The sequence below is a fragment of the Agrobacterium sp. fls2-241-TYG-188a genome (assembly GCF_030209845.1).
Genome location: NZ_JARVRD010000002.1, coordinates 953,953 through 968,547, shown reverse-complemented (window position 1 = coordinate 968,547; position 14,595 = coordinate 953,953). Strand labels below are relative to the sequence as shown.

General features: G+C 56.3%; 8 protein-coding genes and 1 tRNA gene. 4 read left to right on the top strand and 5 right to left on the bottom strand.

Annotated elements, in window-relative coordinates:
- Positions 1–25 precede the first annotated feature (25 nt).
- A complete protein-coding gene (locus QRN85_RS11445) occupies positions 26–238 on the bottom strand; it encodes a hypothetical protein (RefSeq protein WP_062587149.1) in 213 nt (70 codons plus the stop codon).
- A gap of 976 nt (positions 239–1,214) precedes the next feature.
- On the opposite strand from QRN85_RS11445, the gene QRN85_RS11440 reads away from it, so the two are divergent.
- Entirely contained in the window at positions 1,215–2,051 is an 837-nt protein-coding gene (locus tag QRN85_RS11440) for a phage tail protein (protein WP_284758094.1), read from the top strand.
- Positions 2,052–2,229: 178 nt separating this feature from the next.
- Positions 2,230–3,066, top strand: coding sequence for a phage tail protein (locus QRN85_RS11435; protein WP_284758093.1), 837 nt, complete (start codon positions 2,230–2,232; stop codon positions 3,064–3,066).
- 51 nt (positions 3,067–3,117) lie between these two features.
- Here the strand turns inward: QRN85_RS11435 and QRN85_RS11430 are convergent, their stop codons facing one another.
- The 4 genes from QRN85_RS11430 to QRN85_RS11415 form a co-directional block, all read right to left on the bottom strand.
- Positions 3,118–7,782: an Ig-like domain repeat protein gene (locus tag QRN85_RS11430; protein WP_284758092.1), complete on the bottom strand. Its 4,665-nt coding sequence runs from the start codon at positions 7,780–7,782 to the stop codon at positions 3,118–3,120.
- A 292-nt stretch (positions 7,783–8,074) separates the two neighbouring features.
- The gene (locus QRN85_RS11425) at positions 8,075–8,335 is read right to left on the bottom strand and encodes a hypothetical protein (RefSeq protein WP_284758090.1); all 261 of its coding nucleotides are present in this window, start codon (positions 8,333–8,335) and stop codon (positions 8,075–8,077) included.
- Positions 8,336–8,554: 219 nt separating this feature from the next.
- A tRNA-Lys gene (locus QRN85_RS11420) sits at positions 8,555–8,630 on the bottom strand.
- Between the two features lie 161 nt (positions 8,631–8,791).
- On the bottom strand, positions 8,792–9,043 hold the full coding sequence (locus tag QRN85_RS11415) for a GlsB/YeaQ/YmgE family stress response membrane protein (RefSeq protein WP_062587290.1): 252 nt from the start codon (positions 9,041–9,043) through the stop codon (positions 8,792–8,794).
- A gap of 152 nt (positions 9,044–9,195) precedes the next feature.
- Between QRN85_RS11415 and QRN85_RS11410 the strand changes: the two genes are divergently transcribed.
- A complete protein-coding gene (locus QRN85_RS11410; protein WP_284758089.1) occupies positions 9,196–11,769 on the top strand; it encodes a mechanosensitive ion channel family protein in 2,574 nt (857 codons plus the stop codon).
- 160 nt (positions 11,770–11,929) lie between these two features.
- On the top strand, positions 11,930–14,443 hold the full coding sequence (locus QRN85_RS11405) for a GcvT family protein (protein WP_284758087.1): 2,514 nt from the start codon (positions 11,930–11,932) through the stop codon (positions 14,441–14,443).
- Positions 14,444–14,595: the final 152 nt, after the last annotated feature.

Genomic DNA, 14,595 nt, shown 5'->3' with positions numbered 1-14,595 from the left:
AAATCATGAAGCGCAGTGTCTTGCGTCAGGAAAGCGTCCGGTCGTCCGTAAGATCGCTTTCTGGAACCTGGGTGCTGGCAAGGGCAACAATTGCCAATACGGCATGTTGACGGTCCCAACCCGCACCTTCCGCCTTTTCCAACAATCCATGGATCGAAGGTTCGAGGGCGAATTGGCATTCAGCCTGATAATCCATAGTGTCGACCGAGAGCGACGGAGAATTGATCAAAGCGCGCATTAAGCACTCCATTCTGTCGCGCCTCCTGAATTTGATTCCAGGAAACGCTCAAGTTCAAACGCCTGGGAACCTGCCCACCATGATAGTGGCCGAGTGCCCAAGCTACGAATCCCCCAGCGGCAGGGAGAGTCTGATATATGTGCCTATGTGTCAAGTTCATGAAGGGTAATGAACAACATCGCCCAACGTTTTCCACCCGCTCGCCGCGTGCAACTCATGCAGAAACTATACAAAAACGTGCAAATGCGCGATTTCGTTTAGTAATCTCTCTTCGGCTTGCGCCGCCAGATAAGCATTGCCATCAGAAAAAGTGAGAACAGAACGAACCAGGTGAGTGGGAAAGCCAGGAACAAACCCGCGTAGCCGCAGCCCTCTCCGAAACACGCGCCCAGCGCCCCAGCCTGAGCCATGACGGTCACGGATGCCGCGGCCGCGATCCCGCTGACGACAACTCCCGCCACAAGAATCAATATATTGGTTACAACTCTCATCACCGAGATTATGATCGAGAATGAGACGGCTTTAGGGACCGCCAAAGTCGATTGTCGATGTTTCGTGTGTGTGTTGCATGAATAAGACGTTCGAACGCGGAAACCCATCACGATGACCTACGTCGGCCCACGACTAGGTTGCAGTTCCATCTGATAGAGCACTCTGTGACGACATTGGCGTCTGAAGACTAATCAGCCGTACTCTTCGCCCAACATCGCCTGATGGAATTCTCGTTAAGCTTAAGCTTCCTCGCCCACCCCTGCCGTCATTTCATCCCGGGGAATGCAGCCGAGCGGGCGAAAAGAACCATATGCTCTAGATAATGAATGCAGCGGGCAAAAACCTGAATGCAATCTAAAATATTATTAGATACGTTTTGATTATTTTAAGTTGTGTTCGTTTATGGGTGATTTGCGCTGCCAAGCGCGTTCGCAACGCACAGGAATGAGCACATCGCATGTCCCGTGGGACATGAGGAGGAAACATGACATCAACCAAACAATCAGTTCGACGTGTCCTGGCCGGATTGGCTAGCCTGGGGATGGTCGGCGGCTGGAGTGCTGCTCTGGGATCCCTGGCGATTGTCAGCGCCACGCCAGCAGAAGCTTGCAGCGATCAATCTTATGTCGGGTCAATTTGTGCATTCCCGTTTGATTATTGCCCCAAAAACTACGTGCCAGCTGATGGTCGGTTGCTCTCCAAGAATGAATATCAGCCCTTATATGCTTTGATTGGCTCCACATATGGCAATGTGTCTGGCGACAACTTCGCCATTCCAGATCTTCGAGGACGTATGGTCGTCGGCACCGGGCAAAGCGTGGGTCTCGACAACATTATACTTGGGCAAAAAGTGGGGCAAAGCTCAATCGTTTTGAATGAAAATCAGGTTCCACTGAGGCCGCACACCCACACCGCGACGTTTGTTGGCACTGGCGGAGGAAACAACACTATTACTGTGCCGGCGAGTGCCGGATCACTCGGCATAACCGCAACACTAAGTGCTGTGCAAACGCCCGGCGTCGCGCAACCTCGGACGGGGTCACTCCTCGGCATGGGTGGAAGTGGGAATCAGGCGGCGACGATATACGTTCCATCCAATTCAACGGCAACGCAAGTGCAGCTGGGAGGGCTGGACGTAAAGCTGACAGGCTCCTCGGGCAACGGTCCAATACAATTCAATGTCCCGACAGGAATCACCGGCGGAACTGTTGCTGTAGCATCTGCTGCGGCATCTCCGAGCGCCGGTGTCTCCACCCAGTCCCCAGGTCTGGGCGTAACAGTATGCATTGCCACAAATGGCCTGTTCCCCCCCAGGCCGTAAGCAGCTGCAAATTAACATGCGAGAGGGGTAAGAAAATCGTTTCAACACCCTTCAAAACTTCCGTCGAGCTCGACCTAAACACACGGATTGAGGTCCCCTGTTCGTCTGAGAACTTAAAACCTGTTCTGGACGTATGGGACTTGGCCTAACGCATGCCTTGCGGACATAAGGAGAAACCATGACATTATCAAAACAGCCAATGCGGCATTTGCTGGCCGGAATAACCAGCCTGGGAATGATAACCGGTTGGGGTGCCACCTTAGGAACTGTGGCGATCGTTAGCGCCACGCCAGCTGCAGCTTGTGACTACGAGTCCTATACCGGAACCATTTGTACATTTGCCTTTGATTGGTGCCCAGACGGTTACGTAAGGGCCAATGGTCAGCTGCTATCAACAACACGATACAACAATTTGTACTCCTTGATTGGCACGCTTTACGGCGGATACGGATCTGGATATTTTGCCGTTCCAGACCTCACGGGACGTGCGGTACTCAACAAAGGGGGCGGACCGGGTCTCGCTTATATCAACCTTTCTCAAAAGGTGGGGCATTCCAGGCTGGCTTTGGATATAAGTCAGGTCCCACTGAAACCCCACGTGCACACTGCGACATTTACCGGGAGTGGCGGAGGAACAACCCAGGTTACGGTGCCACCGAGCGCCGGATCACTCGGCATAACCGCAACACTAAGTGCTGTGCAAACGCCCGGCATCGCGCAGCCTCGGACCGGCTCTCTCCTCGGCATGGGTGGAAGTGGTAATCAGGCGGCGACGATCTATGTCCCCTCCAATTCAACGGCGACGCAAGTGCAACTGGGCGGACTGGACGTCAAGCTGACAGGCTCTGCGGGTAACGGTCAAATCGCATTCAACGTCCCGACTGGAATTACCGGCGGAACGATTTTTGTAGCGCCTGCGCAATCTCTTTCAAGCGAACAAGTCTCAATCCAGTCGCCCGGAATGGGCATGACCGTTTGCATTGTAACCGACGGAATATATCCCAGCAGACCATGACTTGGTCAAAACGAGGACATTTGAAAGGGGCACCGCCCCTTTCAATGCGCGTCAAAACTTTCCGCCTAGCCCGACCTTCACACCGAGTGATTTCTCGTCGCCTGCAGAGAAATTAAAGAGCAGGCCGGCGTCAATATTCCAGTTTTTCTCTGTCTCGAGCGACAGGCCTGCCGAAAGCTGGCCGAAGGCACCGTTGTTATCAAGGTCAGATACACCGCCTGTAAGACCCAGCTTGGGCGTCAAAACCCTGTCGTTCTCTAGGGTGAACTGGCGGGCCAACTCAGCGCCGAGGCTTACCCGCAACTGCTCCTCGGTAAAGCCGTCGATCGTCAACACATCACCATCGCTGTTGCGCACCGAATAGTCATCGACCGTTTCGGAGAAATAAAGCGTGCGCAATTTGGGGATCAAGGTTGTGACGTCGTCGAGGTTCCATACGCCGCTAATCGACGTGTCGAACATCCAACGGGTCGTATCGAAATCGCCATCCCAGAATTGCGTGTCGATGCTGTTGGCGGAACCGCCATAGAGCAGGCTGGTATTCCAGAAGATGTTTTTACCAATCTCGAAAGATGCATTGGGACCGGCGAACCAGCCATTGCCCGTCAACGTAGCATCCTCTTCCGTCGGATCGGTCATGCGATCGTAGTGGAACGACAGACCAATGAGCGCTCTTGACGAGAGCAGGTAATCAGCACCAGCAGAGACCATGGCAAAATTGCCCCACTTGTCCCCATTGTCATCGCGGTTATGCGCCATGAATGTGCTATCGATCCAGATATTGAATGGCACCTGTTCATCCGCCACAATCTCATCGCCATTGTCGCGCGCGGCCTCCATCTGGGCAAGGCTTGTGGAGAAGCCGAGGGTGACACCCATGACCGATGGACTCATCCGTGCCGTAACGGCATCCGTTGCCTGCCCCATCCGCCGACGTTCGAGAAGCCCAGGTATCTTGATCATCGATGCGATCAAACTCTGGCGCGTCTCTACGAAGCCGTGAACGAGAGTGTCCATGTCTTCGGCCACGCTGGCGGCGTCATATCCGATGTTATAAGTGACCGATCCTGTATTGGAAACGCCCAATGCGCTGGTCAATCTAAACCCTACGGTTACGCTGCCGGAAAAGGCCGGGTTCGGTCTGAATTTCAGGTACCAACTGGTGGGGGTCGGACCACTCGCCTGCGCAAACTCACCGTTCACGACGCTGAAGGTGCCGGCACTGTTCTGGGTGATCGTGGTGATTTCCGCGGACACGAACGGCCCACCCGTTGCACCGGCCGCAAGGTTTATATTGTTCGGAGCCGAACCCGGGGCCACACTGACAGTCTTGTCCACCACTTTCACGGCGCGTGGCGCGACATGTAACGTGTAACTCGCTGTTCCCGCGACATTGGCGCTGTCGAGAGCTCGGATCGTAAAGCTGTAATCGCCTTCCGTGTCTGCATCAAGCGGACCGTTCAGTTCGCCGGTTGTAACATTGAGTGTCAAGCCAGGCGGCAGGCTACCCGACGTGATGCTGTAGGTCACCGCTCCCGTTCCACCGTTTGCAGAAACTGGCTGTTGATAGTACTCTCCAGACATGGCTTCCGGCAGCGATCCGCCGGCAGGGGAGAAAACGAAGGCTGCCGGCGCATTGACCACAAGCGTGTAGCTTGCGGAGGCACTGTTGGGTGGAGAAGAACTGTCCGTCGCCGTAATGGTGAAAGCATAGTTTGCTGCAGTTGTCGGCGTTCCGGAAATTGCTCCGGTTGCGGTGTTTAGCGTCAAGCCATCAGGCAGCGTGCCCGCCCCAAGAGTGTAACTCAGCGGCAGGGTGCCGCCGGAGGCGCTGGCTGTGACTGCCTGATCGTAGACGCTCCCCGCTACTGCCGAGGGAAGCGCGCCTCCTGCAGGACTGAAGGTGAAGACAGGCGCAGCGACCGTGACCGTCAGGGTCGATGACGTCGCAGCTGCATTGTTAGTATCGCCAACATATTCGGCGGTGATCGAATGAGAACCGGTGCTCAGGCCAGATGTGGAATAGCTTGCCGTCGTCCCGGAGATCGTACCGGTGCCGAGCGTTGCGCCATTGTCCTTGAACGTCACTGTTCCCGATGGCGAAGATCCATTCGACAGCGTGGCTGTAAACGTCACCGTGTCGCCCGGCGACGGATTGGCATTGGAAGCAGTCACCACCACTGTTGGGGTGGACTGACCGACCGAAACCGTGATGCTGGACGAGGTAGCAACCGCATTGTTGGTATCGCCAGCATATTCGGCGGTGATCGAATGAGAACCGGTGCCTAGGCCAGATGTGGAATAGCTTGCCGTCGCCCCGGAAATCGTACCCGTGCCGAGCGTCACGCCATTATCCTTGAAAGTCACCGTCCCTGATGGCGACGAGCCATTCGACAGCGTGGCCGTAAACGTCACCGTGTCGCCCGGCGACGGATTGGCATTGGAAGCCGTCACCACCACCGTTGGGGTGGACTGACCGACCGAAACCGTGATGCTGGATGATGTCGCAGCAGCATTGTTGGTATCGCCAGCATATTCGGCGGTGATCGAATGAGAACCGGTGCTCAGGCCAGATGTGGAATAGCTTGCCGTCGTCCCGGAGATCGTACCCGTGCCGAGCGTCGCGCCATTATCCTTGAACGTCACTGTCCCCGAAGGCGAAGAGCCATTCGACAGCGTGGCCGTAAACGTCACCGTGTCGCCCAGTGACGGATTGGCATTGGAGGCCGTCACCACCACTGTTGGGGTGGACTGACCGACCGAAACCGTGATGCTGGATGAAGTCGCAGCTGCATTATTCGTATCGCCAGCATATTCGGCGGTGATCGAATGCGAACCGGTGCTCAGGCCAGATGTGGAATAGCTTGCCGTCGTCCCGGAGATCGTACCGGTGCCGAGCGTCGCGCCATTATCCTTGAACGTCACCGTTCCCGATGGCGACGAGCCATTCGACAGCGTGGCAGTAAACGTCACCGTGTCGCCCGGCGACGGATTGGCATTGGAAGCAGTCACCACCACTGTTGGGGTGGACTGACCGACCGAAACCGTGATGCTGGATGACGTCGCAGCTGCATTGTTGGTATCGCCAGCATATTCAGCGGTGATCGAATGCGAACCGGTGCTCAGGCCAGATGTGGAATAGCTTGCCGTCGCCCCGGAGATCGTACCGGTGCCGAGCGTCGCGCCATTATCCTTGAACGTCACCGTTCCTGATGGCGACGAGCCATTCGACAGCGTGGCCGTCAACGTCACCGTGTCGCCCAGCGACGGATTGGCATTGGAGGCCGTCACCACGACTGTTGGGGTCGACTGACCGACCGAAACCGTGATGCTGGACGAAGTCGCGGCAGCATTGTTGGTATCGCCAGCATATTCGGCTGTGATCGAATGCGAACCGGTGCTCAGGCCAGATGTGGAATAGCTTGCTGTCGTCCCGGAGATCGTACCGGTGCCAAGCGTTGCCCCATTGTCCTTGAACGTCACCGTCCCTGATGGCGACGAGCCATTTGAAAGGGTGGCCGTCAACGTCACCGTGTCGCCCAGCGACGGATTGGCATTGGAGGACGTCACCACCACTGTTGGGGTGGACTGACCAACCGAAACCGTGATGCTGGATGACGTCGTAGCAGCATTGTTCGTATCGCCAGCATATTCGGCGGTGATCGAATGCGAACCGGTGCCGAGGCCAGATGTGGAATAGCTTGCCGTCGTCCCGGAGATCGTACCGGTGCCGAGCGTCGCGCCATTATCCTTGAACGTCACTGTCCCCGATGGCGAAGACCCATTCGACAGCGTGGCCGTCAACGTCACCGTGTCCCCCAGCGACGGATTGGCATTGGAGGCCGTTACCACGACTGTTGGGGTACTGGTCGAATACGTAAAGCCGTTGGTAAGCGTACCACTGCCTCCCGGCGTGGTAACAACCACGTCCACAGCACCCGCGATATGAGCGGGCGTCGTAGCGGTAATCTGGGTAGCGGATACCACGCTGACATTCGTCGCCGCCTGGCCGCCGATGGTGACGTTGGTTGCACCTGTGAAGTCTGTACCGGCGATGGTGATGGCGGTACCACCCGAAGTGCTGCCGGTAGAGGGGCTGAGAGAGATTACCACGGGAGCAGCAGCCGCGCGCGTGACCGCCAGTGTGTAGGTCTTCGTGGTTGTACCATCAGCAGCGGTCACCACAACACTGAGCATGTTGTCGCCAACACTGAGAGAGACAGGAAAGCCCTGCCCGGATGCCGCCGCGTTACCGTTAATCGTCACCGTTCCGCCGCTGTTTGTCGTCGGCGTCAAGGTCAAAGAGGATGCACCATTCCCGACTGAGGCAGTATAGGTGATCGTACCGGAAGCAAAGCTTGGTGAAAGTGTGCCGGAGCTCAGCGTCAAGGCCGAAAGGGTTGCATCGGATGAAGGGGTATTACTGGATGCCCGGCAGATCAGAGTCATGGACGCCTCGCCTTGTGACACCCCGCCCGGCATCTGCGATCCCTGGATTCCGAAATAGTAACTCGTCGTCACATTGATTGGAATAATGACTGTCTCGTTGACTTCTGCACCTACGGTAGGGCGGTATTGATCGCCATCATCAGCAATGTCACTGCTCCAATAGCCCACTGCGGAGTTAGTGTGATCATCGTTTGCAGGGTCCATTTCATCGGCAATAGAGTTCTGCGTTGTGACCGTGAAAACGAATTCCTCACCAGAATCAAACAAGCTTCCATCATAGGGTTGAGTGTCGAAAGCACCCTGACCAGCCTCAGCCGTCGTGAACGGCACGTTAACTGCGGAGCAGGCGTTTGAGAGCGCTAACGCAGGCTGAAGATGTGCCACCAACGCCAGAGCGGTCAGCACTAAAAAATTCAGGCTGCGACTTACCCTTGATCTGGTCGATGCGGCAAGCATAAGTAAAACTAAAGAAAAAATTGCAAAATACATGTTTTAGCCAGAACCGCACAAGGCGAACGCGTGTGTTCGCATCAATATCAATAAGCGAACGCAGTCATCCTCAATGATGAGGTGAGTCGTTGCCATTTAATGTGTACCTATGGATGCATAGTTTGGAAAATACGGTGCGCGCAATAAGCAACGCCAGGTAGAGATGAAAAATACCGCAATCTGTCTCAAAACTACAACAGCCCAGCACGATGACGGCGGCAATCAAGCTGATTTCAGTGTATCCTTTGGCGCAGACGGCAGTCGCCAAGCCAACAGGACAAAACTTTTTGGTGAGGATCAGAGAGACACGTGGCTGGAGAGCAAAGCGCAACTGGGCTTTCCGGCGGCGAATAGGTGAAACATTGCCAAGGCGGAGGTGTGCAGCGCGTTATTCAAGCGGAAAGCTGTATCAATAATCCGATACCGGTCGGAATGCGCTAGGAAGTAAGAAAACTTATTTTAGTACGATAAGAACGCAGCTATCAAACGCGCCTACGCTTGGCGTGCTGCATCAACAAACCAGGATATCTTATTGTAGTAAAAGGAAGAATGGTGGGTGATGTAGGGCTCGAACCTACGACCCGCTGATTAAGAGTCAGCTGCTCTACCAACTGAGCTAATCACCCGCCGCCGCCGTGTCTGGCGGTGTGACTGGGCGTATAAAGAGGAACATTGTGATTGTCCAGCGCGGAAATGAAATTTCTTGGATTTATACGTCAGAAAAATGACATCCGCGCTGGAAAACCCTGAAAAACCGGGCTTTACAGCCCAATAATTTTGTTGGCAATCACCGCCTGAAAGCGCGCGCGATTGCGATCAAGATGCAGGCGCCGACGAATCCTGCCAGCAAATATCCAAGCCAGCCCGTAAGGACGATGCCGAATACCGCAAGAATCGTGTTCGCGACGATTGCGCCGACGATCCCAAGCAGGATGTTCATGAAAACACCCATATTGCTCTTCATGAATTTTTCGGCGAGCCAGCCGGCTACGCCACCAATGATGATTGCGGCGATCCAGCCAATTCCAGCAGATTCCATAATTTCCTCCTCGGTTGCTGCGTCATCATATTTGGAGACTCTAATATTTTCTTCAAGGTGGAGTGCACGGCTTTGCGAATGGCGCGCTTGAAACATGGAAGTCTGCGACTAATTTGGCGCAGTGATTCGGAAAGAGCAGAAGGGCATTCAAGATGACATTCTCCATACGGCAGCGGCGTGTCCTGCCGATCCTGTTGGCCTTCATGGCTTTGTGGATTTTGCCGGTGCAGACGGTTGTCGCGCAATCACCCGATACCGTTACCGAAGACGCATCGATGCCGCTTGCCCAGAGAGCCCAAGCGCGTCTGGAAAAGAACAAGGCTTTGCTGGCCGAAATCACACAGCAGACGGAAAGCCAACGCACGGACGATACAAAACTGGTCGATATCAAGGGCCGCGCCGATGACCTTGCAGGCAACTCAGCCGCCACGGTCGCCCAGTTGCGTGCGCGTCTGGATGAGATCAATGCGCGCGTGACGTCGCTTGGAGAACCGCCCAAGGAAGGCCAGCCACCCGAAGCAAGCGTCGTGACGGATGAGCGGACAAAATTGAACGCGGAGAAATCGCAGATCAATGCTGTCTTAGGCGACGCCGAAAACCTTGCCGCAAATGCTTCTCGCCTTTCCAACAATATCACGTCGCTGCGCCGCGCATTGTTTGCGGCCACGCTCTTCAAGCGAACGGAAATCTCCCTGCCTGTGCTCGCGGAAGCGGGCAAAGCCTTCGGCGGCGAAATTGCCGCCTTGAGCAGTTCCGTCACGGGCTGGGCAATATTCGTCTGGAACTACAAACGACTGTCCATGTTCGGGGCCGTTTCCCTGTCGATTGTGGCCGCGCTCTTGTTCATGGTCGGCGGCTACCGGTTGCTTGGCCACAGGATGGAACGGCGGGCGTTTTCCGGTGAGCCATCCTATTTGCGTCGTTTGTCGGTGGCCTTCTGGTCAACCACCGTGCAGTCGATGTCTGTTTTCCTGTTCATGACAGCATCGGCGTTTCTGCTCGATAATTTCGGCGTGCTCAGGTCAGACATCGCGCCGATCTTTTTCGTGTCGATGTATATCGTCGCCTTCGTCTATTTCGTCTCACGTCTGACTTACGCAATCTTCTCGCCGACCCAGCCCGAATGGCGCCTGCTGAATGTATCCACCCGGGGGGCGCACATCATCTCGTCTGCCATGCTCGTCATGGCGCTGGTCAACGGCCTCGACTATCTGTTCAGCACCATCAGCGAGACGCTGAACTCTCCACTCATTCTCACGGTCGCAAAGAGCTTTGTCGCATCGATCATCATCGGCATCATCCTGTTCAGCCTGTCCTTCGTCAAACCGCTGGCGAGCAATGAGGGTGATGCGGATGGACGAGACCGAAGAATGCCGCGCTGGCTTTCGGTGTTGCTGCGCATTGCCGGCGCGGTGCTCATCGGCGCTTGCCTGACGGGCTATGTGGGTCTCGCCCGCTTTCTGGCCACACAGATCGTCTCAACCGGCGCCGTCATCGCCACCATGTACATCGGCATTCTCTCCGGTCGCGCCGTTGCAAAGCAGGGTGTTTTTGCCGAAACGCTGGTGGGACGTTATCTGGGACGGCGCTTTGGGTTGGGACCTGTCCCGCTCGATCAGGCCGGTCTGGCTGCAGGGCTTGGTATCTATTGCGCAGCCCTTGCCTTCGGCGTGCCGCTTGTTCTTTTCTCCTGGGGCTTCCAGCCGGGCGATATCGAAAGTTGGGCCTACCGTCTGCTGACGGGGTTCTCGATCGGCAAGACATCGATCTCGCTCATCAGCATCATCACCGGTATTCTGGTTTTCGTGACGGGTTATGTGATTACCCGCTGGTTCCAGAAGTGGCTGGACAGAAACGTCATGGCGCGCGGTCAGGTCGATGCCGGTGTTCGTAACTCCGTCGGCACGGGCATAGGCTATCTCGGTATCGTGGTTGCAGCCATTTTCGGCATTTCCTCTGCCGGTCTCGACCTGTCGAGCCTTGCCCTTGTCGCCTCCGCCCTGTCTGTCGGTATCGGTTTTGGCCTGCAGAATATCGTATCGAACTTCGTATCCGGCCTCATCCTTCTGGTCGAGCGGCCGTTCAAGGTCGGAGACTGGGTTGTGACGGGTGCCGTTGAAGGCACGGTCAAACGGCTGTCCGTCCGCGCAACCGAGATCGAGACATTCCGTGGTCAGTCGATCATTGTGCCAAACTCGGAATTCATCAACTCTTCGGTTGGAAACTGGACCCACCGCAACAGAATTCAGCGCGCTGAGATCCCTGTCTCCGTCGCCTATGAGACAGACCCGCAGAAGGTGATGGACATCCTTCTGGAGCTCGTCAAGAAACAACCGCCTGTGCTTCGCAACCCGGAACCGCACGTGGAGTTTCTGCGCTTTGGTGATTTCTCGCTGGATTTCGAACTTCGGTTCCATCTGGCAGACCTCAACCACGGGCTGACCGTGAAGAACAGTTTGCGTATGGAGATACTCAAGCGCTTCCGGGAGGAAGGCATCAACATCCCCATGCCCCAGCGCAATCTCAACATTCACATGGAAGGCGAAACGAACCCGCAGGTTCTGGCAGCACTTCTGGCAGAGGAAGGTGAAAAAGCGGTGGCCTCCCACACGGCAGCAGCGGCAGCGCGCAGCCAAGAGGCGCCTAAGCCTGCCGAGGACGAAGCCGCGTCGAAACCCGCCGAAGATGAGGGTTCGAGAAGCTCCGTGCGCAACCGGCGGGGCTGAGCACAGCTCCTTGAAAATCATCAAAAGGCTCGCCGTCGCGGCGAGCCTTTTGCATGTCGTAATCAGGCGTTTAAGCGACGGTTCGACATTGCATAGTCCGGCAGTAGTGGTTTGAAAACGCCCGCATGACGGGCGATATGCCTCAAGGGGAACTTGCATCATGAAGACACATGCGCGGGCGGTGGTGATCGGTGGCGGCGTTGTCGGCGTTTCTACGCTCTATCACCTTGCCAAAAAGGGCTGGAGCGATGTGGTTCTGATAGAACGCAAGGAACTGACCTCCGGCTCTACCTGGCACGCTGCTGGCCTGCTGCCCCTGTTCAACATGAGCTATTCCGTGGGCCAGATCCACAAATATTCCGTCAAGTTTTACGAGGAACTTCAGCAGGAAACCGGCATGAATGTCGGCTTTTCCAAGGTTTCTAACATTCGTCTTGCGCGCACCAAGGACCGCTGGGACGAGTATATGTATTACTCCGGCATCGCCGAAACCATCGGCGTCAATGTCAAGATGCTCACACCCGAAGAGGTCAAGGAAATCTGGCCGCTTTGCGAGACGGACGGCCTGCTGGGCGCGATCCAGCACCCGGATGATGGCTATATCCAGCCTGCTGACCTCACACAGGCGCTTGCCAAAGGCGCGCGCGATCGCGGGGCGACCATTTATCGCAACACGACCGTTACAGCGCTGGAGCAGCAGCCTGACGGCCACTGGAAGGTGACGACCGACAAGGGCGAGATCATCGCCGAGCACGTCATCTCCTGTACGGGCAACTTTGCTCGCAAAACCGGCGAAATGGTCGGCATCAATATTCCGGTCATTCCGGTGGAACACCAGTACATCGTCACGGAACCGCATCCGGATATTCTGGAGCGTCGTCGCCAGGGTCTACCCGAGATGGGCGTGCTGCGCGAATCCGATAGCGCCTGGTATATGCGCGAAGAAGCGGGCGGTCTGATCCTTGGCCCATATGAGGTCGGCGCTCCCGTCTGTTATGTCGATGGCCCCTCTGACCAGAGCGAATACGAGCTCTTCCAGGAGGAACTGGACCGCCTGATGCCTCACATCGAAGCGGCGATTGCCCGTGTTCCGGCATTTGGTGAAGTCGGTATCAAGAAGGTCTATAACGGCGCGATCGCCTACACGCCGGATGGAAACCCGATTGTGGGCCCTGCCCCCGGCCTCAAGAATTTCTGGCTGAATGAAGGCCACTCCTTTGGCATTACTGCTGCGGGCGGTGCGGGCTGGCAACTTGCAGAATGGATCGTCGATGGCGAACCGACGCTCGATCTCATGGGCGTCGATCCGCGCCGATTCGGACCTTACGCAACCGAGGGCTACCTCATTGCGAAAAACGAGGAAGCCTACGCCAACGTCTTCACCATGCACTACCCCGACGAGGAGCGCGCCGCGGCCCGGCCACTAAAAACAACGCCGGTTTATGACCGCCTCAAGAAACTCGGCGGTGTCTTTGGCAGCGTCTATGGCTGGGAGCGCGCCAACTGGTTTGCGCCCGACGATTACGCGCTGAAGCCGGAAGAACTGGGTGTCGGCGCCGATGTCATCACCAACCACAATTACGCCGCGCCGCTGGATGGTGGTCGCATCGTTGAAAAATGGTCATTCCGCCGCTCGAATTATTTTGAGCATGTCGGCAATGAGGTGAAGAACGTCAACCAGAATGTCGGCGTGCTTGATATGTCGGCCTTCGCGAAGATGGAAGTCTCCGGCCCTGGCGCACGGGCGTGGCTGGACTCAATCCTTGCCAACGCCATTCCCAAAAAGCGGGGCCGCATTGCGCTGACGCATCTCCTGACCAAGAGCGGTGGCGTAAAGGCGGAATTGACGGTTTATGAATGGGCACCCGGCCGCTTCTACCTTGTTTCTGCAGGCGGGCTGGAAGCGCATGACCATGATGTGCTGCGCCGACTAATGCCCACGGACGGCTCTGTTATCCTTCAACCAATAACGCAGAAATACGGCGTTCTGGCGCTGGCTGGTCCGAAATCGCGCGAGGTCCTGAAGAAGCTGACCCGCACAAGTCTCGACAACAAGGACTTCCCCTGGCTGACCGGCAAGGAAATTTCGGTTGGCGTCGCAACAGCCCACGCATTGCGCGTGAACTTTGTCGGCGAGCTGGGCTGGGAACTTCACCACCCCATCGAAATGCAGACCTATATTTTCGACCGCCTGATGGAGGCCGGTGCTGAATTTGGCATTAAGCCGTTTGGCATCCGCGCCATGGTTTCCATGTCGCTGGAAAAATCCTATCGCAACATGGGGCGCGAGCTCTCGGTCGAATACAACGCCTATACCTCTGGTCTCGACCGTTTCATCAAGCCGGAAAAACATTTCATTGGGCGCGATGCCGTGGTGGCGGGCAAGGACGCTGGCCTCAAGTGGATATTCTCAACGCTGGTGGTGTCAGGCAACAGCACGGTGGACGCGCGCGGCTCCGAAGCGATTTACGACGCATCGGGTAACGTCGTCGGCCGTGCTACGTCGGGTGGCTTCGGCTGGCGCGTAGGCAAATCGCTGGCCCTTGCCATGCTCTCACCGCATCATTCGGCGGTTGGGACAAAGCTGAAGATCAGGATATTGGGGGATCTGTATGACGCCGAAGTCGTCGGCGAGAGCCCGTTTGACCCTGATAACGCCGTGCTGCGGGCGTAGGCTCGCCTCCTCATCATCTGAGCAGGGCTTGACCATTTCAACGCTACCTCCCATGCTTCCATCATCCTCGGGCTTGGCCCGAGGATCGCATTAACCCCCGACATTCCATGTGAATAAACCCTCAGGGCAAGCCAGAGGGTGACGGCATCGCT